The organism is Paenibacillus xylanexedens (genome assembly GCF_007680605.1).
Classification (GTDB): domain Bacteria; phylum Bacillota; class Bacilli; order Paenibacillales; family Paenibacillaceae; genus Paenibacillus; species Paenibacillus xylanexedens_B.
Window position 1 is genome coordinate 14,362 of record NZ_VEIO01000003.1, and the last position, 25,594, is coordinate 39,955.

The following is a 25,594-nucleotide window of genomic DNA, read 5'->3' on the forward strand; positions in this document are numbered from 1 at the left end:
GGAGCGGAACCCCAATCTCTGGTGACTCGCACGCTAAGGATCTCGTTTACTTTGACACCTGTTACACCCACGACTAAGCGCTAACGATCACAGATAACGTTATTTGGCCTAATTTGCCCTCGCTGGAATTCTAACGATCTCAGGAGACGCTATTTCACCAAAATGGTGCCATTTCCAGCGCTTTCGAGTGGTTTTGAGCGAAATAACGTTCCTCAGGATCGTTAGAATTTCAAAAGACTGATTTTACGCCAAATAAGCTTCCTGGTGATCGTTAGAAGTTGCTAAATCAAACTTCCGACCTCTTCCAGTTCTCATTAGGACGCGGCACAGTTAATTAACCAACCTTTAATCAGATAAGGTAGATTTCGTTTGACCTTACTGATCGAGGCCCGCCACCTCGCTACTCCCGCCCAGCCTCTCTATGCCTTCACAGCCATCAACGAGATGGCATTAAGTGCTGCCACAACGATTGTACTGCCGCCTTTGCGACCGATGTTGGTGATAAAAGGAATGTCCAGCTTGCGTAGCTCGTCCTTGGACTCGGCCGCGGATACAAAACCTACCGGCATGCCGATGATCAGCCCCGGCTTGGCCTCGCCCTCTTTGACAAGACGAATTAACTCCAGCAACGCCGTTGGCGCGTTACCGATAGCGTAGATGCCCCCGTCATACATTTGGGTTGCTTTGCGTGTCGAGATGATCGCACGAGTAGTGTTGAGGCGTTTGGCTTCTTCCATCACATCCGGATCGGAAATATGTACATGTACATCGCCGCCAAAACCGCGGATACGATCCTTGCTCACGCCTGCCTGAATCATCTGCACATCTGCAATAACAGATTGGCCTGCGCGTAGCGCGGCGATACCTGCCTGGATTGCATCCGGGTGAAACACCATGCTGCGGCCGAGTTCAAAATCAGCCGAAGCATGAATGACACGCTGTACGACCGGATACTGCTCATCGGTAAACGGGTGCTCCCCCAGTTCCTCCGTAATCATCTCAAAACTTTTACCTTCAATTTCCTGAGGTTGCACGGTCAGCGGTTTAAACTCTGTTTTAAAATCCACCCGAATCACTCCATTCTTCTTTCCATATTTACAATCAAGCTGTTCAAAGTTGCGTTATTCAAATTAAGCCTATCAGGGAAATCATTGCCCCAGAATCCCTTTCAGCTCGTGCAATACACCGTCAAAATGATCAAACACCGTGCCAAACTCCGCCTCTGGACGTGAGATCAGCACAACATGAATGCCCAGCTCCAGTGCAGACTGGATCTTCTCGTCCACGGCTCCGGTTTTGCCGCTTTCCTTGGTGACCATCACCGTTGTTGCATAGTGCTTGTAAAGTGCCTCATTCATTTCTCGGGAAAAAGGTCCTTGCATCGCAATAATATTGCGCTGCTCTACGCCCAGCTCACCGCATTTCTCCATATTGTCGAGACGGGGGAGCATTCGTGCAACAAGTCGTATATCCGGATCACCGAGCAGGTGCTTGGTGAAGATTTGCAGCGTTTTGCTACCTGTCGTCAGCATGACGGAGCCTTTCAGCTCTTTGGCCTTGAGTGCTGCGTCATCATAAGATGACACGACATGTAATAGTTCATGGTCATCATAAGCAAGCCCGGTTCGTTCGTAACGAATGTAAGGGATGCCCGCCTGTTTCGCGGCTTCCATGGCATTCGCATGGGCTTCTTCGGCAAAAGGATGACTCGCATCCACAAGCACAGGGGTGTTTTTTTCACGGATCAACTGCACCATCGCCTCTACGGTCAATCGGCCCGTCCGCACAGGTAAGCCGGCTTCGGTCAGACTTTGGGCTGCGCTATCGGTCACAACCGAGGTCAGGACGTTATGTCCTTGTTGCTGGATTCGGATCGCAAGTTCGCGTGCATCACTGGTACCGCATAACATGAGGATCATGAACGCTTCACCTGCTCGGAAGTTGATGCCACTTGTGCCTTAGAAGAGGATGAATGCTGCTGTACATTTCCTTCTGCTCCTGCTAAATTGTGCTGCTGTTTGCTCCGATGTCCATCGTGCTCATGATGCGAGTGATGCAGCTCTTCGTCATGGTCATGATGGAAATCAAGTGTCGCCTCACGAGTAACGGCCGCCTGCTCGGAGTACCCGCCTTCGTGCTTATGATCATGACGTTCATGCTCATCATCATGGCTATGGACATGCTGACCTTCGTGCTGATGGTCGTGTCCATGACTGTGGCTATGATCATGATGGTGGTGATCATGATGGTGGTGATTGTGCCCATGGTCATGGTCATGTCCGTGATCGTGATGTTCATGGTGATGGTGGTGATCATGGTCGTGGTGGTCGTGATGATCATGGTCGTGATCGTGGTCATGCCCATGGTCATGGTCGTGATGGTGGTGGTGATGTTTGGCTGCTTCAAGTCTGAATTGGCAGTTGTCACAGTTGGCTGTAACCCGTCCGTATAACCCCTCATGCGCACGTTCCAGCACCAGTTCGACCAGTTTCGGATGGAAACCGAAATAACCACCGATTTCGACTTGAATATCCGGATGCGCGGCTGCAAATTCAGCCGTCATCTCATCAATGCGTTTAATCAGCACACCGGTAAAGAGGAAATACGGCATGACAATAATTTTTTTCGCACCAAGCAAGAGGCAACGTTCCAATCCATCCGGGAAAGAAGGCTGGGTGACGCCGATAAAGCTGCTTTCCGCCCATCTGTACGGCAGCTTCTCCCACAGCATACGGGTCATTTTGAAAAAGTCACTGTTGGCATCCGGGTCACTGCTTCCCCGTCCAAGCACAAGTACAGCGGTCTCTTCATCAGTCACCGTAGCAGGCGGAGCGGCCACTGCAACTGCTGTATCTGTTCCACCTTCACCTTGAGCTGCAACACGTACAGGCTGCGCCTCTTGCAGACGAGTTTGCATAATTTGCACGACTTTTTCATGCACACCGATCGGACGCCCATAAATAAACTGCACTTGCGGATAACGTGCTTTGGCACGATCAATCGCATTCGGAATATCAATCTTGGCATGTCCCGCTGCAAATAAAATAATCGGTACGAGTACGACGCGTGTCGCGCCTCGATCTACACAAGCCGTAACTCCATCCGCAATACTCGGTCTGGTTAATTCCAGAAAACAGGTTTCCACCAGTGTGTTCTCCGGTGCCTGCTCAGCGACCTCGCGTGCAAACTCCTTTAACTCGCGGTTCCCCTCGGGATCACGGCTCCCGTGTCCCACCAACAAAATGGCATCCATCTTCTATATTTCCTCCTCTGTCCGATCCGTAGATCGGATTTCTCATATTCGTAAGGCTCTCCACTCGGCTCCAAGGAAGAAAGGTATAACCTATTTCTAATTCTGCAATGGGTTCAACTTTGCATGTCTTATCTATCTATATCAGCCGGGGTTCAGCCGAGGATTGTGTTTCGTTTATTTTTTGGTGTTGTGACCACTCATTCTCCGTAGATGACCCTGCCTCTGATGCTTAAGTGGACTTTCAGGCTTGACCCATACATACCATGCAATTCCACTTCTTAGTCACCGCAAACCGGATTCACTTCAACGGTGACTGGCGCATCCACATGACGGAAGCCTTGAATGACACCTACGCGTTTGAAAAACTTGTGGAACCGCTCGTTCGGATGACCCTTTTCCTTGTACTCCGCAACAATGCGTTCCACAATGCCGCCGATCTGATCACCCGGAATGCCCTCTGCTACAGGCTGAGCCGGATGTGCATTGCGGCCGAACTTTTTACCGCCAAGGAACAGATCGTAGCCGCCCTTGCGGTACACGATGCCGATATCCTCCAGCACTGCTCCGTAACAAGCCATCCCGCAGCCGTTTAACGCTACGCTCGTCTCCTTCGGAGCAGACAATCCCCCGATCACGTCCTGCAAATGGTTAGCCATCGGCACCGCGTCGTCCTTCTCCAGGTTGCAGAAGTCACAGGCTTTGACCTTGATCACGTCCCCAATCGGCACCACGATAAAGTTCGCTGCGCGCAGCTCGTCTACCAGCGCATCCGGTTCAAACGTCGGCACTCTCAGAATGATCTGGTGCTCCGGCGTATACTCCAGTTCGCCGTCCTCGCTTGCGCACTGCGCCAGCAGGGCCATCTGCGTGGCGGTGAACTTTTTGTTGCCCACGCCGGGCGACACGCCGATCTCAAAGAGCGGCGCCTTGCGCCCCGGCACGGGCACAGCAGCGGCTACCCCAAGCACCGCATCGCTGCTCGCGCCCTGCGCGCCCGCGGCTGCCGGGCCTGACGCCGATGCGTCCAGCCAGCGGCTTGCCGCTTCGCCCGCGAGCGCACCGCCTGCCGCGAGCCGCGTCAGCGCCTCCGCGGCGAGCTCGGCTGCGCCGGCGCGTGGCGCCGCAGCGGCAGCGCGCGGTGCGGCCTCTGCCGCCGCGGACGCGGGCCGCTCTGCGGCAAGCACGGCGGTGCCAGCACCGCTCGCCGGGCTTGCCGCAGGCGGGGTCGCCGCCCATGCGCCTGCGGGCGGCTGCCCTTGCGGAGCCGTGCCCGCTCCGGCGATGGCGCCGCGCAGGGCTGGCTCCGCCGGCGGCACGGCCTGCGCATCGCGGGCCGTGCTACCGCCCGCTGCCTCGCCGGAGGCGGCAGCGCGGGCTTCTTGCGCGCCGAGCGACCATGGCTCGGCTTCGGTGCGCAGCCGCTCATGGGGCCTGAGCGGCTGTTCCGCGGAGTTCAGCGTATATTTCCGCTGATATCCGCGCGGTGTGACCATGAGGCCTTCGTACATCATGGTCGAGGAATTGCCGATAATCACGGTGGTTAACATACCGATATCGTGATTCAGCATCTCCTCCAGCGTCGTCATGACCACGTCCTGGCGTTCCCGATATGCACTTTTGACCAAGCCAACCGGTGTCTTCGGATCACGGTAACGAAGCAACATCTCTTGCGTTTCTACAATCTGGCGTGTACGCCGTCCACTGCGGGGATTATACAGAGCAATAACAAAATCAGCCGATGCCGCCGCCTCAACCCGCCGAATAATGGTTTCCCATGGTGTCAGATGATCGCTGAGGCTGATCGTACATGCATCGTGCATAACAGGCGCACCCAGCAAGGAAGCACACGATTGAATAGCCGACACACCAGGAATAACCTCGACAGCTACGCCTGTATCCGGCTTCCAGCCTTGCTCGATCAGCACCTCATATACAAGTCCTGCCATACCGTATACCCCGGCATCCCCACTGGAGATTACGGCAACAATGTGGCCTGCTTCCGCTTGTCTTACCGCTTCCTGTGCCCGGCTGACTTCCTCCGTCATGCCTGTACGCACAATGGCTTGTCCATTCAACAAAGGCCGGATCAGATCCACATAGGTGTTATATCCAATGATGACCTCGCTTTCCTGCAATGCATCCATTGCCCGTTTGGTTATGTGCTCCATCGCACCTGGACCGAAACCGATGATCAGCAACTTGCCTTGCTTTTGCATCCCTTTTTCCCCCTCACTCCGCTTGTCATACGATTAACGCCCCAACCTTGTTTATCATAAAAGTTCCCCGATATAGATGGGGCTCTTTCACTTTATTGCTCTGTCACTCATCATTACTTCTGCTCAACCAGGTAACTTTAACTTCATTCCTGTGCAAAAAAACAAAAAAATCCCATCCTAATCACGGATGAGATATGCATGTACTTACACTCAGGAAATCTGGCCTGTAACATTCCATAATAAGGAATTGCATACAGCCACAATAGCCCATATAGAGCCTCACAGGACAAACCGCGGTTTGTCCCTTTCCCGAACTTATCGTACACCACTCCTTTCCGCGAAGGGTTTGGTGACACACGCAAGGTAGGTCTCCTGGCTCTGGATCATTAGCTTTCTTTCCTGTCTTCCCCGTTGTACCGAGTGACTTTCATGGAAAACGCTTCACCATTACAGTGGCGGGACCGCTCGGGACTTGCACCCGATTCCCTGTTACCTCTTGCTTTATGCAAGAGCACCTTGCTGCTTTCATATTGTCTTCATCATACCATCGGTCAGGAAATAATGTCCACGCTTCTCAAGATTGTCCCAAACATTAATTTTGGATAAAAATGAAAAAAAGATCCCGATCCGATAACGGATCAGAACCTTTAGATATCCATCCATATAACTGATGTAATTCCTTCTAACTTAATACTCCTCTGTATACGAATTGCGTCTGCTATTCTACATACGGCTATCTCGCAATCTTTCAATATTCATATTGAGGCCTTGCTCCGAACATCTAAATATCTCTGCACGATCTGCCTTTATTAATCTTCCCGGACACCCACCGGATTCGCGGCAAAATAACGTCCCAGTTCAACGATGAGCGCTCCCATCTTCTCTTCATTGGGTACAACCAGCGCTTCAATCCCTTCCTCACGCATCGCATTCGCCGTAACTCTACCAACAGAGGCCGGGACTACCCCTTCCTTGAAAGCTGTCAGCATCTGCTCCAGCTTCCCTTGAGATGTCGCATATTCCGTCAAAAACCGGACCTGCGGCCCACTTGTAAAGGCCACCGCGTCTAACTTATGCTGAATTACTTCGTTCAGCAGTTGCTCCAGCTCTGCCTCTTCCGGCGGTACGTGACGATACGGCAACACCTGCCGCACAATAGCTCCTTGTTCTTCTAACCAGCGAACCAGCTTGGGGGCAGTCTCCCCATGCAACTGCAACATCACCTTTTTGCCTGTCAGATCATGCGAACCGAATTCACGGATCAATCCGTCTGTACTACCATCATCATCTCGTACCAGTGGTGTCAACTTCAGTTTCTTGAGTGCATTCACTGTTTTGTACCCTCGAGCCGCAATGCATGATCCAGCCAATACATCCCGAAGCTGCCCGGCTATATACATGTCCTCAGCCATGTCGAACAAAGCATCCAGCCCCATGCCCGTCGTCAAAATAGCCCATTCCGGCGGATCAGAGATCCAGGAAACCAGTCCATCTCGAATGTTACGGTCATCCAGAAACACCGTGCCTTGTGCAGGACGCACAAGCGGGATTCCTCCCATCTTCTCTACCAATAAAGACATCTCTTTGGACTTTCTCGGTCCGGTTAACGCCACACGTACCCCTGCCAAATGTTGAGCCATTTATGTTCCCCCCGTTTATTAAGCCGAAAGTTCACCAATCTGACTACAGTATACAGGCTCCTTGTACGGAGGGAAACCATGCCTGCTTGCTTTCCGGGCTCTTTAGCTATAACGATTTTTTATGGTTTTCATCAGGAAGGCTGCAGATTACCGCCGCCATGGGATGGTTTACCTTTCTTCTCTATAGACTTTTCCGCTGACTTATCACCAGACTGCTCTTCTGACTTGCCTTCTGTCTTCCCTTCAGCGTGATCAGATTCACCAGATGCCTGCTCCTGCTTCTGTTCCCCTTCCTGCTGTTTGCCTCTGGATGCCCTCTCTCCCGATTCAGAGTTCGGGGCATGCCCAGCCTCCTTTTTCCGTGGACGAAGAAATAGAAAGAATACGATTGGAAACAGCACCTCAAATACAATCGCAACCCATGTCCATTCCCGAGTGAACCGATTCAGCTGAATCGCATTGCGGAAAAACCAGAACGCACATACAAAACCGAGCAACGCAATGGGTCCGGTCAGTACTTTACCAGACACTTTGGGTATCATGCGTTTTAGTCCCCAGCACACAAAATACAGGTCAAATGCAATCTTGGTTATGATACACGGCAAGGTTGCTGCGGCAAGCGCCAGATCAAACCGATCCAGAAAGTCACTAATCTGCAACTGTCTTGCCAGCTCATACGATGGATACACCAGCCTCGAAGCTATAGGTACACCGATGGATGTAATGGTTTCGATGACAATAAGCATCATCAGTAGTGCCGTGACGATGTTGCCAGTGAAAATCGATTTCACTCGAAAGTCACTTCCCCTCATCACAAAGGGCAGAGCAATCATCTCCCCATAAAACGAAAAGAGATACCAGCTCCCCCTGCCCACACCCGCCAGGTCAACATCGAAATAGGGTTTCAGGTTATCCAGATTGACTTGCTGGATCAGCATAAACGGCACAATGATGGAGTTTAACAAAAAAAGCGCTACATATAACTCCACCATGCCAATCAGGGAGCCTAGTCCTCCCCGCACGATAAATATAGCCATGACAAGCAGAGAGAGCACGATAATCGATATTGGTGTTGTTTCCAGCAATGTAATGCTCACATAATCCCCTGTTAGCCGAATATCTCTCGCAAATACAAAGAAAAAAAACGCGATGTACATTAATCCGGCCAATCTTCCCAGAAAGGGAAATCGTGTCACTAACGATTCAAACAGATCCTTGTCCGGAAAACGCCGCTGGACACGGCTCAGCATCCACATCGATGTAAACATAATCAGAACAACCGGTATGTAACAAAGATAGGCATGCTGTTCTGCATAATAAATGGCTTGTGCATGAGGTTGTAGCAGTGTCCCTGTAATACTAAGCAGCATGAGCATCAAGACCATTTGCCTGTGCGTTACCTTCTGAATCATCCTGTCCCTCCTTCCGTACCTGTTTCTTGCATACTAAGATGACATAAGCCATATCCTCAAGGCATTGGCAACAGACGTTGAATAATATGACTCATCCATACGGATAGGAATACGGTTTTGTTTAGCGCCGTAACATAGAACCAGAGGCCTGTTCCAAGCGCAATGATTCCATAAGACAACCAGCGATTAATAGGGGCCGCCTGTTTCAGATGCCTGAAATCCACAATCAGCACCCCGATTACCATCGCCAGATAGGTGTATAGTAGCGGTTTAATCATGTATGATATCCTCCTCTACGACTCCAATCGGTTTATTGACAATACCGACATTCTCAATAATGACATGCGGCTCCACAGTTACCTGAACATCCGGATAGAGAACCTCCCAGCGATCCTTAATCTTGTCCCACTCCTTGGGTAACTGCCTATGGATCGAACGGCCGATGCCGATAATGTCCGCTTTGAATTTCTTCTGAACCAGCCTTATACCTTCCTCAATATCCTCTTTGATCTTCCGGTGTACGGCTTCATTCAAATTTAAAATTTCCTTCTCGCGCCTGTCTCCATAATCTGATTCATTGTCCACAAGCACACCCTTGGCATACATCTGAATGGTTACACTCACTTTGCCATTCACAATCTTGGGATGAAGCGACGAGTTGTTCTCGTTTAACTTAATGAACATATCGCCTTTACCGCGCGGAGCTTTAATCATGACTTCGGGTTCATTGGCTTCACCCATGGCAAGAATCAAAGCATCGGCAGGGGCCTTGTCCATCATGCCCACCAGTTTGTCTTTTTTGAAAATAGCCAAGCCGTCCAGTTTGATATTGGTTATGGCGCCCTTCCAATCCTGTGGTACATTGTCTGAAACGGATGCGATAGGTAGAAATGGGTCCACTCCTTCATCCAGAATCGAGTCTATAAATGTTTTAAGGGATCTTGGATTCCTCATATTGAGAAAACATAATTCACGCACCATCTCGGAAGGGAACTTCTCAATCGGTGCATCCGTGTCTATAACTTTATGTGCTTCGCCCCTGGTGACAACGGGCATTGCCGATAATCGGTTTAGCGGAAATCTAGTAAACAGGTCAAGCATCGGGGCAACCCCCTCCCGTGCCAGTTCTTCTCCAATAAGAATGGTGCGGCGATGTGCATAATAAATCCGACGAGAGAGTGACTTCTGACCCTCAAGCGACGTCCCGCGAAGGGTACGAGCGATGTTCGAGAGGATAAACCAGGGTTTGTCGCCGCTTGTACCTCCCCCACCCCCTTCACTCCCTGATGCCCCGGATTGCCCGGGAAGAGCAATCTGCAGGCTGGATCGGTAATCCTCCCCTTCTTTATCCACAGCAATACCGATTACAAAGGCGATATCGTTAATCTCTTCGCGATCCCAGCAGCCGGTGAGCAGCGAAGCACACAGAATCAGCGCAAGGATAGCCTTGTATTTCATTAAAAAATGCATGGAATCACCATCCCTCCTCGGCTTCCGGCGAACCATTAATATCTCTTACCATACGTTTGCGATCCCGGTGAACCGTTGAGGGGCGGTTGATCATTTTCCACCAAGGTACCCGAACCAAAATATCTTTGGTATCCTTTTTGCTGTATGGGCTAAGTCCGGACAAATATGGCACACCAAAGGATGTCATCTGCGTCAAATGTACGGAGATAAGCACCAGACCGATGACAATGCCGTACAGCCCTAACATACCTGCCAGAAGCATGATCGGAAACCGCAACAATCGAACGGTGATGGCAAAGTTAAAGCGTGGAATGGTAAAGGATGCAATCCCCGTCATCGATACGATAATAACCATCGGGGCAGAGACGATACCTGCCTGTACCGCAGCTTGTCCTATAACAAGGGCACCGAGAATACTGACGGCTTGCCCCACCGTCTTAGGTAACCTGACCCCAGCCTCCCGCAGCGCTTCAAAGGATAATTCCATAATGAGCGCTTCGATGAGTGCCGGGAAAGGGATGGCTTCCCGAGCGCCGGCAATGCTGAGGATCAATGTAGTTGGAAGCATGTCCTGATGAAAGGTCGTAATTGCGATATACAGAGCCGGCAGGAACAATGCAATAAATACAAACAAAAAGCGGATCCAACGGATCAGATTTGTAATGAAGAACCGTTCGTAATAATCCTCACTGGCCTGCAACATCTGCCACATCGTTACGGGTGCAATCAATGCAAACGGTGTGCCATCCACCATGATGGAGAACCGTCCTTCCAGCAGATTTGCGGCAACCGTATCCGGGCGCTCCGAATAGTGCATCTGTGGAAACGGAGAATTGGGGTTATCCTCAATAAGCTCCTCGATATAACCGCTCTCCAGAATACCGTCGATTTCAATCTTCTCCAGACGCTTCTTGACATCTTGAATCAATTGGGGATCAGCGACCCCTTCCAGATAGACCAAAACGACATCCGTTTTGGTGTCGGAGCCCAGCGTCATACTTACCATTTTGAGTGCAGGTGTTTTCAGCTTGAAACGAAGCAAAGCTGTATTCATGCGTAGCGTTTCGGTAAAACCCTCACGCGGCCCCCGGATCACCGACTCCGTCTGCGGCTCCTCTACCCCTCTCCGTACCCCGCCTTTCACGTTGAATAGCCATGCTTCCGCTTCTCCGTCCATAACCAGTAAGGCCGATGAGGCGAGCACGCCCTCGGTCGCGGCAGCCCAGGTCTGAACTCGCTTAACCTGCGTTAATTCAATTCGTGTATCATCAATCGGCACATCTGGCTCGTCTGTACGTTGCTGGATCAGCCCTCGAATAATCGGGCGTAGCATATGCTCCTGAATATCAGCCGAATTCACAATGCCCTCGACATACACGAGAAGCCCCTGAACCTCCGGTGTGATCATAACGTTGCGGAACACTACATCCGAAGAGTTCGAGAAGATTTCTTTTAACGCCTGGATTTGAGTTGTATGTACGGCACTGATCGGTTGTTTCAGAATAGGCGGGGACGGCAGTCCCAAGGGTACATATCTGCTGCTGTCGGTCGTTGATGCTGAATTCCTGGACTTTTCGCTACCTTTTGATGATTTATCCGCCATATGCCGCCCCTCCATTCTTGGTTTTTATACAAGGTAGCTTGTGCCAGAAGCCAGGGAATTATGTGGTCTTTTTTTACAAAAAAAAAGCCTTCCTCAAGGGAAGACTCAACGATCGAAACGATCAACTTGAAAACTGAACCATACATTTAAATCAATACTTACACCATGAACAGAAGAACAAGCCTAGATCTTACGCTCGTCCTGATCGGTTAGTCTGCAAAATAGTCATCAGGTATATATTGAATTTCGGACTTGGCATAGATGGTAAGCATGCGCCGGTCGCTGTCATATTTTACGCGGTCGCCATCAACATAATACCAGTGCTTTGTCAGAGGACGGTCCTTGCGCTGTACGAAACGAAATACGTTTAATTCCTGTCTCAGCTCGATGATCTTCGAGGCAATCTGCTCATCAAGTCCCATTACAGTGAACAGGTATCCTGTTCCTTCCTGCTGAAAGCGATAAGACAATGCTGCATCCGTCTTGCTGTTCGCTAGCCCACGCCCGGTCACCCCGTGTTTTACCATGAACCATTCCTGTTGTGCCATACGTATCGTTCCTCCTTTGATCTTGGAGTGAAAGTTCTTATTCTTATTAAGGCAAATCAATCAACATATAAAACGTATCCTCATGCCCTTCCAGCTTCATAGAAGAAGTCTGCTCCACACGTGCGGTATCTCCTGTATGAAGCACATGTTCATTCTGCAAGCCAAGTTTACCCTCGATGGAGAAAATGTACATGCGGCGACCTTCGTTCTGCTCAAAATCAAGCGTCTTGCCCTTGGACAACCGCCCAAGGTAAATGGTCATGTCTTGATGAACCGTGGCAACCCGCGGCCCACCATCGGATGATGCTACAGGCACAAGAGCGCCTTCCAAGGCAGCTGTATCAAAAGAAGTCGTTTCATAAGATGGCTGTAGCCCTTTCGTATGTGGCATAAACCACAGCTGGAGGAGTCTAACCTCCTCAGTATCTGAGGCATTATGCTCCGTATGAATGACGCCACTTCCTGCCGACATGCGCTGAATGCTGCCAAAGCCTGTTACGGCAACGTTACCCAGACTATCTTCATGTCTCAGCTTGCCATGCAGCACGATGGATACAATCTCCATATCACTGTGTGGATGTGCACCAAAACCGCGACCTGGTGCGATGACATCATCATTAGCTACCCGCATAGGCCCAAAAGCTGTGTTGTCCGGGTCCTGGTACTCCCCAAAGGAAAAGCTGTGACTCCCTCTCAACCAGCCACGGTCAAAGCTGGAACGTGCTTCGGATGGAATAACCTTAATCATATCGCAGAGCCTCCTCATATTGGTTAATATTCGTGTATAATCTTCTTAATTTTTCTTAGTAGCATACTTATTCTCATTATATCAAATGTAAAGCTGTTACGTCCAAACCAAAAAAGTGAAGATCGATCCTACTAACAAAAAAGCTCTTTACTTGTCCGTCCGATTCGGCAATTATCGTTACCTCTTCGGACGGTAAGCAAAGAGCTTGGTCGCAGAAATTATGCTGCGCTTCTATACTTTAAGTTACACTTTTCTTTGGTTCTTTAGAACATGCTTTTAATTATACTCCATGCCGTATGCCACATTTCCCTAAGATGCAGATCAAGCACTCACATTTTGTTGACTGTTCTGACGTGTAGCTCCTTGCCGGTTAAACAGATAATCCAGTGCCAGAAAACGGCTGCCTGTCAGGAGTAGAGTCAATGATCCTGCCATCAGCATGTAATCGAACTCTGTTCCCATCAAAAACGGTTGCCCCGCCTTGGCTGTGAACACTGCACCGACCATAACCGCGATGAACAACAAAGCAAACACCCGTGTACCCAGGCCCAAGATCATGGCCGCGCCTCCTGCCAGTTCGATGACAGCAACAACAGAAGCCATAAAACCGGGAATGCCTATACTTTCGAAGAAACCAACCGTACCGCTAATTCCACCCTCGAATTTACTCCAGCCATGTAATAGAAAAATGAGACCAATCATAATCCTTGAGAAAAAAAGTCCAATTTCAATGGTTTTGTTATTCATCACGTATCTCCCCATTTCATTCATAATTTTAGTCCGGATGGATTGCTTGGTTCATGGCCGTTTTCTATCCAATCGACCACACAAACAAAATAGACAGCAACAGAAACACCGTTACCGAGATCAGAATGGCGTACCGCGGTAAGCGCAGTGTAACATCACGTTCGGGGTCGAGCAGACGGGAAATGCGCACATTTACCGACGTATCGGCAAATGAAGACTGAATCGTCATCGCTCTTCCCTCCCCAGATGGCGTGCAGGCGCGGAGTAGTTTCAAGAGTGCACTGCCAATACCGGCAACATTACCCGTACGTTCAATCGCTTCGTTATCTGCTAAAATTTCTCTGACGATCCGATATTGCTGTGACGTATGCTTCAGCACAGGAATATACGGCATCATCGTAGCAAATACCGATAGCAACGTTGTTTTCAGCGGATCTCGATGCCACAGATGGTGAACCTCATGATACACGACGGCCTTCTCTTCATCCGTATCGAGCATACGGAGCAGTCCTGTGGAAAGTACGATGCAAGGGCGCCATAACCCGATCGTAAACGCGACCGGAGAAGGTTTGTCCACAACAAGAAATCGGGGTTTCTTCAGATGTCTGTACCTTGCATTCAATTCTTCCGACCAAGCACGAATCTCCATGGAGCGGAGCTTGGTTACCGCAGCGCGTGTCTGAACAATTCGTCTAAGCAACATCCAGCTTGTGCCAGCGAAAGTCAGCACAACCAGAAGCATCAGGAACTGACCTACAGACATCCACCCCATACGGCTCATCCAGTGATTGCACAGCCACAGCAGATTCAACCGGATGTCCCATCCAAATATTTTGTACATCGCATACATGAACATCTGCATGAGCACGAGTACAGGAATACCCAACCCGACGGTGAACAAAATCTTGGAACGGGTCTTCCACATCTTAATCGTTATCCTTTTTCCATTGCTTAATCTTCATCTCGAGCCGTTCAATCAAGCCTTCATCGGCTTCATCTAACGCATCCAGCATGTGATTCACTGCCAGTGTCCCGAATTCATCCACCAATTCCTGGGACAGTTCCTTGGATTGATCGTTCATAAAGTCCTCCCTGCTTTGTACAGGCTGGTACAGCGATGTGCGGCCCTTCTGTGTTTTGCCTAGTAATCCCTTATCCACCAACCGATTCATCACAGTCATAACCGTATTGAAATTTACGTCTTTGTCTTGCTCCAGTGCCGTCTGTACTTCACGGATGCTACTACCGGGACGAGCCCACAATACTTCCATAATCTTGGCCTCGAGTGGTCCAAAAAAACGATTCAGTCCTCGCTCGCCCACTTTGAAATTGAGTATTCTCATATTCTGACACCCCTCACACTACCCATTGTAGTGTCCAGAAACGAGAAGTCAACCTCTATGTCAGGTATTTTATGTAAATGATTTGTAAAAATGTTTTTCATTTGTGTATAAAATAACATAAGAAAACCGGGCAATGCTGCAAAATCGCAGTCATACCCGGTTCGTATCATGACCTTTCCAAGCTGGTATCAATACCAGCTATCCGCTTGTGCAAAATGCAGGAAGTTCCCGTATCCACAAGTAGTCTCGCTTTATTTTGGCATATGCCCAGAGATATCCACACCCAAGCCATGAGCCAGTCGTCCACCCAGCTGTCCGTCTGCCCGGAAGAAGTGGCATAATGCTCGCATTTGAATATCTACCGGTACGGCCTTGAGATCATTCGTCAGATTATCCAGTAGATGTTGCTGTTCTTCTGGTGTGAAGGAGCGGAACAGTTCCCCTGCCTGCGTGTAATCATCTGTTTTCTCAATCTTTTCTCGTGTGATATGCCCCTGCAATGGAACCTGAGTTTCCCGATAAGCCGGATCTTCCTGTGGACTGTTACCTGAGCTGTTAGGCTCATAGTTTACGGGAGATGGGTCTTGGTTCACGTTCATGAGCCCATCACGCTGATGATTGCGCACAGGTGCATACGGACAATTCACTGGAATTTGCAAATAGTTGGGTCCAAGACGGTGCCGCTGTGTATCCGGGTAGGAGAACAGACGGCCCTGCAACAATTTATCCTCAGACGGTTCAATGCCTGGCACGACGGCACTTGGTGAGAATGCGGCCTGCTCCACTTCCGCGAAGAAATTCTGAGGATTACGATTCAAGGTCATGGTCCCTACTGTCTGGAACGGCAGCACATCCTCAGGCCATGTTTTGGTCGGGTCCAGCGGATCGAAGGAGAAATCATCCATCTGTTCCGGCTTCAGTAGCTGCACTTGCAGCTTCCACTGCGGATATTCTCCGTTTTTGATATGTTCATGCAGATCACGTGTTGCATGGTTGAAATCCTGACCCTGAACTTCTGCAGCTTCCTGACGTGAAAAAGCGCGAACCCCTTGAACCGATTCCCATTTGTATTTTACATAGTGAACTTCGCCTTGGGCATTTATCCATTTAAATGCGTGTACCCCGAAACCATCCATCTCTCGGTAACTCGCAGGCGTTCCCAGATCAGAGAACAGCCAAGTCATCATATGGGTGGATTCCGGTGTCAGCGTCATGAAATCCCAATACCGTGCCGCGTCCTGAATGTTGGTATCCGGAGCCGGTTTGAGAGAGTGCACCATATCCGGAAATTTAATCGCATCCCGAATGAAGAAAACAGGCAGATGGTTACCCACAATATCATAATTTCCTTCACGTGTATAAAATTTAACGGCGAACCCGCGCGGATCACGTGCGGTCTCGGGAGAACCCGTACCATGAATTACAGTTGAAAACCGCACGAGCACATCCGTTTCTGTGCCCGGCTCTTGCAGGAAATCGGCTGACGTATATGCCTTCATGCTCTGCTCCAGCTTGAACACCCCATGTGCTCCTGCACCTCTTGCATGGACAACCCGCTCAGGAATGCGTTCGCGGTCAAAATGGGCAATTTTCTCGATCAGATGGTAATCCTCCAACAAGGTTGGCCCTCTTCTACCTGCTGTGCGCGAATTCTGATTATCTCCTACCGGTACTCCCTGGTTAGTTGTCAAACGATCTGTCATCCTGTTTTCCTCCTTATAATGGGTCTCATGTCTGCTGTATCTATCTACTAATTCCAATCATATTCGTTGTTCGTTCAAATATACATTTAGACTTGATCTAACTGTTAAAATGATTCTAACATGTCCCATCTATCTACTGCATGAGGTTCGCATGAGGTTCAGATGAGGTTGTTACGCTAAAGATGAATGAACCATGAAGCATACAAAAGAGGTTTCAAATGACACCGGAAAATAAAATAAGGCGTAGATCATTTAATAAACGATCTACGCCTTATCTGAATCGCTAACAAGATAACCATGAACACATATTCCCAACCGCAACTACACTACGTGAGGCCATTCTTGTATCCTATACAAGTTGGTGTAAAATCTTTAGTTCAACTTGTATGGGATACTACTAATCCGCCAAGCGGTAGCCTACTCCTCTAACCGTTACAATATATTGCGGCGAAGACGCATTATCGCCCAATTTTTTACGCAAGCTTTTGATATGAACATCCACCACATTGCTTCCACCTGTAAAATCAGTCTCCCAAATATCACTAAGCATCTCTTCACGCGAGATGACTGCACCTTTGGCATCAATCAGCTTGAGTAACAGATCATACTCCGTCTTGGTCAGATGAATGCGATCCTGATCACGCTGCACACTCATCCGTTCCCGATCCAGCACCAAGTCTTTGAATCCGATTCGCTGTCCCTCTTCAGGTAAAAAAGCTCGCTTGGGCATCACAGGACTGCTGCCAATCATGCGCTGTACCCGGTATAGTGCCTCCTGCGGGCGTGCGGGCCATACAAGCAACTCCTCCTGAAGCATCGGTCCGCTTGCACTGCCAATCATCTTCTCTCCCACCAGGTAGAGACAAGGTGTCGTTTGTTCCGCCTCACGGTTCAACCGGCTGTGGATTCCCGTAAATGCATCAATTGTTCCGGCAACCGAGAGGTCATAGATCAGTAGATCAAAAACAAGGCGTTCATGGAGATCCGGTTCCCAGCGATGGAACACAAGTACGTCAAAGCAACTATCTGTCAGAGCCTTCACCAGCTCATGCACCTGACCCGGCATTGGGCTGATCAGAATGACACGTCTGGTAATCGGGCAGTTGTCCACGAGCGGTGCTGTCCCTGAATCTTCCAGCGCAGGTTTGACCCGAAGTGGCAAACGACGGCCTGACCATTTCACTTTTACTTGACCCGTTTGGTTTTGCATTCCCCGCAGACACCTCCAAATACCACATGTGCATGATCTATTGAATAACCGGTTTCTGCCGCTACCTGCTTCATCCATTGTGGAGGAACTTCTGTCATCACCTCGTCCACTTTACCGCATACTTCACACATAATATGCTGGTGATCATCCATCCGGGCGTCATATCGGCTTGCTGTTTCGCCAAGTTTAAGCTCCCTGATCAACTCTTTGTCTGTTAAATAGCGAAGAGAATTGTATACCGTGCCATAAGCCAGATTGTACCCCTGTTCCACCAGCCGGTTCATTACATCGGCAGCCGTTGGATGGTCTTCTGATTTACGTACGACATCATACACGGCTTGCCGTTGTATTGTCAGATTTAACGTTTTCACAACCAAGTCCCCTTTTTCTATTTTTCAAATGTATATACCTCTCGAACATCTTCGTTCGCTTTAGCTTATATATATCAAAAAGATTTTGATTTAGATTAAGTATAAATCTTAATGCATAGGGAAGTCAATATTGTCCCGTACGCACACGTTTTAGAATTTTATAGCGCATTAAAACCAAACCCTTCAAACATTTGGGATTATATGGTTCGCTACCACACCGATTTTCAGATAAAATAGAGGGATGTGCGTAAAAGGGGGGATGCTGGTTGTTAAGCACGTTTTTTGTCAATCTCTGTGTGATCATTTCCTTTCTATACCTGTCAGGAATAATCGCCAAATACTACAGCATTCGTTTGCCTTTTCCCTCGCTTCGCGTTCAGCTAGTCGGTGGCTTTTTATTCGGCCTATACGGTACAGTGCTTATGAATTATTCTTTCCATATCAATGACACTACCATTGTGGATCTGCGGCATTTGGCTGTCGTGACTGCAGCCGTATATCTTGGCGGGCTCGCTTCGGTCATCACCGGAATCATCATAGCGATCCTTCGTATCGTTATGTTTGGTATTACCTCAGCAGCCATTGATGCAGCATTTATCATGATCCTACTCGGACTGGCAGGTGTGTATTTTGCCTACGCTTCGTGGTCCAGATTAACCAAGATTATTACCATGAATCTCTTAGGCATGACCATGATATTTATCGTACTGCTGATGAACACGCCCAGCATGAATACATTGATGAAAGTATATCCCATACAGATGACTATTGCCTTTGCTGGCGGCCTTTTCATATATTTTATCGCGGAATTTATCAATAGATCCAACGAAATGTTATTTCTGCTGGAACGACGAGCCTCCACGGACCATTTGACGGATCTGAGCAATCGGCGGCAATTCGAACAGTCTCTCCAGTCTGAGCTTCAGCATGCAAGGCAGTATCATCAGAAGCTTTCCTTGCTGGTTATTGATATTGATCGATTCAAAAAGGTAAACGATACGTTTGGTCACTCTGCCGGAGATTCAGTATTGAAACAACTTGGGCAATTGCTTGTAGAACATGCGCGTTCCACCGATCTTGTATCCCGTAACGGTGGAGAAGAATTTGCAATTCTATTGCTCGATTGTGGCTATCATCAATCCATGGCTATTGCAGAATCCGTGCGTAAAGCTGTGGCCCGATCTCTTTTCATCCTGCCGGACGGGCAGACCGTAAAACTCACGATCTCCATTGGTGTAGCCGTTTACCCTGATCACTGTGATGACCATGATGACAACGACCTGTTTGATCAAGCTGACCGCGCGCTGTATGAAGCCAAAAATACGGGACGCAACAGGGTATGCTCATTGCCGCCCCGGAATATCACGGTTGTCGATAATGATTCATTTTGAGATGATGATTAGTCTTAACGACGAAACGAAAGGGATGTCTCGCCTGCCTCAACCAAGGCAAGCGGGACATCCCTTTCCCATACATTAAACAAATTCGTTCTTACCGTCCTTATATAAAGAGATAACGTGTCAGGCCAGAATTTGTTCAATCTCTGCAATAACAGCAGCATCCAGCTTAACTCCAGAAGCTGCAGCATTTTCTTTAACCTGTTCCGGACGGCTCGCTCCGACCAGAGCGCTGGAAACATTATTTTGCCGCAAAATCCAGGCCAGCGCCAGTTGTCCCACCTTCAGGTTCAGCTTGTCTGCAACTTCAACTAATTGGCGTACTTTGCCGATGCGATCTGCGCTGATTTTCCCTTCATCCCAGCCAAGCTTGGCTGCCCGGCTATTCTCCGGGATATCGGAGGCAGTTGTATATTTCCCTGTCAGCAAACCTTGCGCAAGTGGTGAATAAACAACCTGTCCGATGCCCTTACGTTCACCCAAAGGAATGATCTCGCTCTCAATATACCGATCAAACATATTATATACCGGTTGATTCACCACAATACGATCCAGCAACAGGCGGTCTGCTGTACCAAGCGCAGCTTCCATCTGAGCTGCGGTCCACTGGCTTACACCTACATACAACACTTTACCATGGCGCACCAGATCGTCCAGTGCACGGAGGGTCTCCTCTATCGGGGTCTCCTGATGATAACGATGGCAATAGTAGATATCAACATAATCGGTGCCAAGGCGCTTCAGGCTCGCATCGCACTGCTCCATAATATGTTTGCGGGATAACCCGTGATCGTTAGGGCCATCACCCATTTTGTTAAACACCTTGGTTGCGAGAACATAAGAACTCCGTGAGTACGCTTTCAATGTTTGACCGAGTAATACTTCGGCAGCGCCCCGCTCATAAGCATTGGCTGTATCAAAAAAGTTAATGCCTTCATCAAATGCCGTTTCAATTGATTTCACCGCATTTTCACGTTCCACATATCCTCCGTACGTCAACCAGCTGCCTAAGCTGATTTCGCTTACTTTCAGTCCGCTTCCACCCAACCTGCGATAATCCATGAATGCATGTCCTCCTCAGAATGTAGAAATGATGAAGTTAAGTTGCATCTCCTATTGTAACCCAACCTGAACAAATGGAAAAACATATACGTAGAACCTCAGGAAAAATTACAAAAAAGGCACATGCGATGTGATGTGCCTTCTGTAACCTTGGAAGAGCTAAGCGACTTCTTAACTCGATAGAAGCATGTATCCTCTTAACCTTAATAGAAGTATACGTACTCTTAACTTCAATAGAAGTATACGTACTCTTAACCTCAATAAGGGGGATTAGCCCAGATGACATAGCCGGATCATGGAGCAAACGTTTATGGCAAAATAATACTCAGTGCATTTAAAAGCTCAGTCTGTCTAACTGGCTTCGTCAGCACGGCATCAAAGACCTCCGCCTGCTGAATATCCATATGCATGCCATACGGTACGAGCACAATGACAGGTAAGGCTTCCATCTGCTGTTTCAGCTCAGTTACGAAATCGACTGTAATGCCCTCACGCAAGCCCAGGTCAACAACAGCTACATCCGGCTTATAACCTTCCTTGATCCATTCATATGCAGTGGCTGAACCCGAAGTCATGCGCACATCCATCTCCCAATTCCGCATCAAGGAGGATACGCCCTGCAAAATATCAGGATCTTTGGCGAGTAACACCTTTTTAGTTTTCAAACGTTGCTGCACACTTGTGATTTGCGGCAAGTCCCAATACCTGCGTAATGGCAATGAAATCTGGAACTCGGTTTCGTCGCCTTGGAGACTGTTCACCTGAATACGGCCATGCATCAAGATCGCCAGATTCTGGCTGACTGCTAGTCCCAGATTGCTGCCAATCAGTTTTTCGGTACTCATCGTTTCTGGTTTGGCAGTAGAGATTCGCAAACGGTTGTCAGATAACATCTGTCCCGTGTATCTAACCCGTAGCAAGAGAAGGCTTGTATCCTCTACTTCCTCTCCCCTCATCTCTGCTGTCACCAGTACAGCACCTTCCCGAGTGGAGTCCATGGCGTATTGCATCACATGGCCCAACATCTGGCCAATCTTGATCTCATCACCAATGAAAACCTGCGATACATTCAGATTCAGGTTTAACCCCAGTTCTATCTTTTTGCTCGCAGCTGTTCCGGCATAGAGATAAACGGTGTTCTCAATGGTACTGACCAAATCAAAGGGGTCATCATGAATAACCGTTTTTCCGGCCTCGTTGATGTTAAAGTTCATCATATTGTTGAGCAGTGAAAGCAGAATATTACCGCTCGTTTCGATCATATTCACATACTCCGCTTGTTCCTCGGACATGTCGGGTGTCCGCATCAGATCCGTCAATCCCAAAATGCCGTTCAGCGGATTACGGATTTCATGACTCATCAGTTTGAGCATTTGTGTCTTGGTCATGGCCTCGGATTCGGCACGTTCCTTCTCCGCCTGTAATTTCTCTTGCAACTGTTCTGAATCGCTGAGTCTCTGCTCCTGAACGTGCAACGCACTCTCCAGGTCAACAACGTATCCCAGAAATACAGCCATAGCTTTCAGCGTCTTCATATCGGTTTCACTGATTTTATATCCTGGATCATCCATAATACATATCGTTCCGAAGGCTTCACCTGTTCTTCGCATAATGGGTACACCTACGAAAAAACGATTTCCAAGTCCATTGGTAACATCCATGGAGCTTGTCACAGTATGCTCCAAGGTATCCGCAATGGTGACGACACTGTTATTTTCTCTTAAGACCAGACTGCAGTAGGATTCCATAAACGGAAGCGCAGTCCCTTTGACAATTAATTCTTCCTTGCGGTTGAAGGCTTCCAAAATGACATTAGTCACTCCGTCATTCGTGGCTACGAAGATGGTATTCACTCTTAATATGCCACTTAATACGTCCACAATATGGGCCGCTGCTTCTTCAATATTTTCATAGAAGCCTTGGTTAACGCCTTCTACCGTCCCCATGATCCAACCCCTCTTTGTTTGTCTTGGCTGCTATATTAAGTTCACCGATCAGAATGTTGATTCACATGCTGGGGTCTGCCGGGGAATCCGAACGATTGTCACAAACTATACTTATATGTTTAACACCACAGAAGTGCAAGAGAATCATCTTGGTGCCTGTAACCTCTTTTCTCACCGAACAGATCTGAAAAAAGCTTCGGTCCACGATATCCTGACTTGTAGGTTTATCCTTGCAGGGTAAATAGAAATTATACGCCTCCGTTTGAGTTTTGGGAACCTTAAACCCGCGCCAAATCCCGGAAGATGCTCTTCTACCTCGCGGGAGGTGTGATCATAATCACACCCAAAAAACCACATATAGTTTATAAATGGATAATACAAATCTACATGTAGTATATAACTCATATATTAATCAAATTATAATCTATTCAAAAATCATTTAGGAGGCACGTTACATGACTATGCTTGAGCATGCCGCACCACCGGCAACCGATCTGTTATCTGACCTGGGTAGACGTATTATTGGCGCAGAAGACGCTGATACGCTGAGGGAGAATGCGAATCTGAATGGAGATTCCTTCAGCGGCAAGATGAGCAGGCTTGGATCGGAGACAGCCAAATGGCACGCCATGCGTCATGTATTGCCAGAGGCGCTTGCAGATGCGGTGGAGAATGGTGATCTGTATGTGCATGATCTGGACCAGTATGCCCTCGGAACAACGAACTGCATTTTCATTCCATTTGATCGGCTACTGGCTTCCGGCTTCAATACAGGGAATGGATCGGTTCGCACACCACAGACGATCATGTCTGCGATGGCTTTGGTGGCAATCATCTTCCAGTCGCAGCAAAACAGCCAGTACGGCGGCGTATCTGCCAACAAAATCGACTGGGATCTGGCGCCTTACGTGCAACGCTCTTTCATAAAACATTTCCGCAAAGGACAACGGCTTTTTAATGAACAGGCCTTGATCACGGACGAGCAGCTACATCTAGACAGCATGGAAGCGAAGCAACATTGCCCACGTGCATTTGATTTTGCATATGAAGAAACGGAGCTCGAAACAGGACAAGCTGCCGAATCTCTGATACATAATCTGAATACGATGAGCAGTCGGGCAGGCGGACAAATTCCTTTTACATCGCTAAACTACGGTATGTGTACATCAGCCGAGGGCCGTCTTGTGTCCCGCTCCCTGCTCGAAGCAACGATTCGTGGCCTCGGACATGGGGAAACGCCTGTATTTCCACAGCATATTTTCCAATGCAAACAAGGGGTTAACCAGGCCCAGGGCGACCCGAACTATGACTTGTTCCGCCTCGCGGTAACCTGTTCTTCACGGCGCATGTATCCTAACTTTGTCAATGTCGATGCAACGTTTAATTTACCTTTTTATCATCCGGAAGACCCTGACACGATCATTGCAACTATGGGCTGCCGCACACGTACCCTTGCGGATCGCTTTGGCCGAAACCGGCAGAGTGGCAAAGGAAACCTGTCCTTCAATACGGTCAATCTGGTGAAGCTCGGGATTCGGTTTGGCATCTGCCAAAACAGTCGTGCTGTCGCGGATCGGGAAGGGTTCTATGTCGCCTTGGATAAAATCATGCACAATGCCGTGGATGGTTTACTTCATCGGTATGCCATTCAGAAAAAACAGCCTGCCAAATCATCGGATTTCATGATGCGTGAGGGGGTATGGGAAGGCGGAGAGAAATTGGAACCGGATGAGCCGGTTGCCGATCTGTTGAAACACGGCACGTTGTCTCTTGGATTTATCGGACTCGCCGAATGTATGACTGCTATGTATGGACGGCATCACGGACAAGATATGCATGTACATCGCGAGGCGCTGCATGTCATCCGTACGATGAGAGAGTTCTGTGATCGGATGAGTGAGCTGCATAACTTGAACGTTACGCTCTTTGCTACACCTGCTGAAGGTTTATCCGGCAAATTCACCAAAATAGACCGAGCCTGTTACGGCCCGATCTCTGGTGTGAACGAACGTGAATATTATACGAACTCGTTCCATATTCCGGTCTATCATAACCTTCCTGCCTACCGTAAGATCGAACTGGAAGCTCCATTCCACGCTCTGTGCAATGCCGGAGCCATCTCTTATGTTGAACTTGACGGCAATGTGCGGGCGAATACAGCCGCCTTTATGCGCATCGTACAGTACGCGCTGGCACAAGATATTGGTTACTTCTCGATTAACCATCCGATTGATCGCTGTCCTGAATGCGGGTATGAAGGAGTCATCGGTGATACCTGTCCGGGATGTGAAGTTCACGAAAATGAGGTTCACTTCCAGCGCTTGCGCCGTGTAACCGGTTATCTGACTGGAGATTACAAGGTACGCTTCAATGCTGCGAAGCAGGCCGAAGTGCGGGATCGGGTGAAACACCGGTGAATCTGTTTGGTTACATTCCCGAATCGGTCAATGAAGGAACCGGATTGCGTGCTGTGCTGTTTATCAGCGGATGCCGCCACGCATGTCCGGGCTGCTTCAGCCCGGATTCGTGGAGTTTTCGCGCAGGTGAACCCTTTACAGAAGAGCGGCAGCAACTGATTTTGCAGGAGGTCACGAGCCATCCGCTACTGGATGGGGTGACGTTATGCGGAGGTGACCCCTTTTTCTCAGCAGCGGCATGTACCCGGTGGGTACGTCAGTTTCGGGATGCAAGGCCGGATCTGACGGTATGGGCCTATACCGGATTCAAATATGAGGAACTCGTCACCGACCCGCAGAGAGCAGAGCTTGCACAGCTGTGCGACGTAATTATTGACGGACGATACGTTGCGGCAGAGCGCGATGTATCTCTGCCTTTCCGCGGAAGTCGTAATCAGCGGTTGATTGACGTAAGGGCTACTCAGGCATCTGGGACCATCGTTACATTACAGCTTGATGCTATGTAACG

At 48.9% G+C, this 25,594-nt stretch carries 22 protein-coding genes and 1 riboswitch; of the genes, 3 read left to right on the forward strand and 19 right to left on the reverse strand.

What is annotated here, in order from left to right; all coding sequences use genetic code 11:
- Window positions 1-419 precede the first annotated feature (419 nt).
- From FS818_RS18010 to FS818_RS18090, 17 genes are all read right to left on the reverse strand, one after another.
- Window positions 420-1,067: a precorrin-8X methylmutase gene (locus FS818_RS18010; protein ID WP_090924152.1), complete on the reverse strand. Its 648-nt coding sequence runs from the start codon at window positions 1,065-1,067 to the stop codon at window positions 420-422.
- An 81-nt stretch (window positions 1,068-1,148) separates the two neighbouring features.
- Complete coding sequence (gene cobK, locus FS818_RS18015; protein ID WP_145333529.1) at window positions 1,149-1,919, reverse strand: precorrin-6A reductase; 771 nt, start codon at window positions 1,917-1,919, stop codon at window positions 1,149-1,151.
- Window positions 1,916-3,253, reverse strand: a complete 1,338-nt coding sequence (locus FS818_RS18020) for a sirohydrochlorin chelatase (RefSeq protein ID WP_145333530.1) — start codon at window positions 3,251-3,253, stop codon at window positions 1,916-1,918. The genes cobK and FS818_RS18020 overlap by 4 nt, the downstream gene beginning before the upstream one ends.
- A gap of 278 nt (window positions 3,254-3,531) precedes the next feature.
- Window positions 3,532-5,469: a precorrin-3B C(17)-methyltransferase gene (cobJ, locus tag FS818_RS18025; RefSeq protein WP_145333531.1), complete on the reverse strand. Its 1,938-nt coding sequence runs from the start codon at window positions 5,467-5,469 to the stop codon at window positions 3,532-3,534.
- 345 nt (window positions 5,470-5,814) lie between these two features.
- A riboswitch (cobalamin riboswitch) is annotated at window positions 5,815-6,003 on the reverse strand.
- Between the two features lie 275 nt (window positions 6,004-6,278).
- Window positions 6,279-7,109: a uroporphyrinogen-III synthase gene (locus tag FS818_RS18030; RefSeq protein WP_145333532.1), complete on the reverse strand. Its 831-nt coding sequence runs from the start codon at window positions 7,107-7,109 to the stop codon at window positions 6,279-6,281.
- A 131-nt stretch (window positions 7,110-7,240) separates the two neighbouring features.
- Window positions 7,241-8,521 carry a GerAB/ArcD/ProY family transporter gene (locus FS818_RS18035; protein ID WP_145333533.1) on the reverse strand — a complete coding sequence of 427 codons (1,281 nt, stop codon included), beginning with the start codon at window positions 8,519-8,521 and terminating at the stop codon, window positions 7,241-7,243.
- 56 nt (window positions 8,522-8,577) lie between these two features.
- Window positions 8,578-8,799 (reverse strand): hypothetical protein, encoded by a 222-nt coding sequence (locus FS818_RS18040; RefSeq protein ID WP_145333534.1) that lies wholly within the window; start codon window positions 8,797-8,799, stop codon window positions 8,578-8,580.
- On the reverse strand, window positions 8,792-9,991 hold the full coding sequence (locus FS818_RS18045; RefSeq protein WP_186375534.1) for a Ger(x)C family spore germination protein: 1,200 nt from the start codon (window positions 9,989-9,991) through the stop codon (window positions 8,792-8,794). Before FS818_RS18045 ends, FS818_RS18040 begins: the two co-directional genes overlap by 8 nt.
- Before the next feature lie 4 nt (window positions 9,992-9,995).
- Complete coding sequence (locus FS818_RS18050) at window positions 9,996-11,594, reverse strand: spore germination protein (RefSeq protein WP_145333536.1); 1,599 nt, start codon at window positions 11,592-11,594, stop codon at window positions 9,996-9,998.
- A gap of 209 nt (window positions 11,595-11,803) precedes the next feature.
- On the reverse strand, window positions 11,804-12,142 hold the full coding sequence (locus FS818_RS18055) for a hypothetical protein (RefSeq protein ID WP_145333537.1): 339 nt from the start codon (window positions 12,140-12,142) through the stop codon (window positions 11,804-11,806).
- 46 nt (window positions 12,143-12,188) lie between these two features.
- A complete protein-coding gene (locus FS818_RS18060) occupies window positions 12,189-12,890 on the reverse strand; it encodes a pirin family protein (RefSeq protein ID WP_145333538.1) in 702 nt (233 codons plus the stop codon).
- Between the two features lie 321 nt (window positions 12,891-13,211).
- Window positions 13,212-13,637 carry a DoxX family protein gene (locus FS818_RS18065; RefSeq protein WP_145333539.1) on the reverse strand — a complete coding sequence of 142 codons (426 nt, stop codon included), beginning with the start codon at window positions 13,635-13,637 and terminating at the stop codon, window positions 13,212-13,214.
- Window positions 13,638-13,701: 64 nt separating this feature from the next.
- Entirely contained in the window at window positions 13,702-14,562 is an 861-nt protein-coding gene (locus FS818_RS18070; protein ID WP_145333540.1) for a M56 family metallopeptidase, read from the reverse strand.
- A 1-nt stretch (window position 14,563) separates the two neighbouring features.
- The gene (locus FS818_RS18075; RefSeq protein WP_145333541.1) at window positions 14,564-14,980 is read right to left on the reverse strand and encodes a BlaI/MecI/CopY family transcriptional regulator; all 417 of its coding nucleotides are present in this window, start codon (window positions 14,978-14,980) and stop codon (window positions 14,564-14,566) included.
- A gap of 251 nt (window positions 14,981-15,231) precedes the next feature.
- On the reverse strand, window positions 15,232-16,683 hold the full coding sequence (locus FS818_RS18080) for a catalase (protein ID WP_145333542.1): 1,452 nt from the start codon (window positions 16,681-16,683) through the stop codon (window positions 15,232-15,234).
- A gap of 397 nt (window positions 16,684-17,080) precedes the next feature.
- Window positions 17,081-17,893, reverse strand: coding sequence for a winged helix-turn-helix transcriptional regulator (locus tag FS818_RS18085; RefSeq protein WP_145333543.1), 813 nt, complete (start codon window positions 17,891-17,893; stop codon window positions 17,081-17,083).
- Window positions 17,869-18,264 carry a Fur family transcriptional regulator gene (locus FS818_RS18090; RefSeq protein WP_090924136.1) on the reverse strand — a complete coding sequence of 132 codons (396 nt, stop codon included), beginning with the start codon at window positions 18,262-18,264 and terminating at the stop codon, window positions 17,869-17,871. The genes FS818_RS18085 and FS818_RS18090 overlap by 25 nt, the downstream gene beginning before the upstream one ends.
- Before the next feature lie 266 nt (window positions 18,265-18,530).
- Here FS818_RS18090 and FS818_RS18095 point away from each other — a divergent pair, with 266 nt between their 5' ends.
- Window positions 18,531-19,655 (forward strand): GGDEF domain-containing protein, encoded by a 1,125-nt coding sequence (locus FS818_RS18095; protein WP_145333544.1) that lies wholly within the window; start codon window positions 18,531-18,533, stop codon window positions 19,653-19,655.
- Between the two features lie 129 nt (window positions 19,656-19,784).
- Here FS818_RS18095 and FS818_RS18100 read toward each other — a convergent pair whose 3' ends face one another.
- Window positions 19,785-20,723 (reverse strand): aldo/keto reductase family protein, encoded by a 939-nt coding sequence (locus FS818_RS18100; RefSeq protein ID WP_145333545.1) that lies wholly within the window; start codon window positions 20,721-20,723, stop codon window positions 19,785-19,787.
- 308 nt (window positions 20,724-21,031) lie between these two features.
- Window positions 21,032-22,669, reverse strand: a complete 1,638-nt coding sequence (locus tag FS818_RS18105; protein ID WP_145333546.1) for a hybrid sensor histidine kinase/response regulator — start codon at window positions 22,667-22,669, stop codon at window positions 21,032-21,034.
- Between the two features lie 455 nt (window positions 22,670-23,124).
- Between FS818_RS18105 and FS818_RS18110 the strand changes: the two genes are divergently transcribed.
- Together FS818_RS18110 and nrdG are read left to right on the forward strand one after the other, a co-directional pair.
- Window positions 23,125-25,086 carry an anaerobic ribonucleoside triphosphate reductase gene (locus FS818_RS18110; RefSeq protein ID WP_145333547.1) on the forward strand — a complete coding sequence of 654 codons (1,962 nt, stop codon included), beginning with the start codon at window positions 23,125-23,127 and terminating at the stop codon, window positions 25,084-25,086.
- The gene (nrdG, locus tag FS818_RS18115; RefSeq protein ID WP_145333548.1) at window positions 25,083-25,592 is read left to right on the forward strand and encodes an anaerobic ribonucleoside-triphosphate reductase activating protein; all 510 of its coding nucleotides are present in this window, start codon (window positions 25,083-25,085) and stop codon (window positions 25,590-25,592) included. Before FS818_RS18110 ends, nrdG begins: the two co-directional genes overlap by 4 nt.
- The last annotated feature ends 2 nt before the right edge of the window (window positions 25,593-25,594 follow it).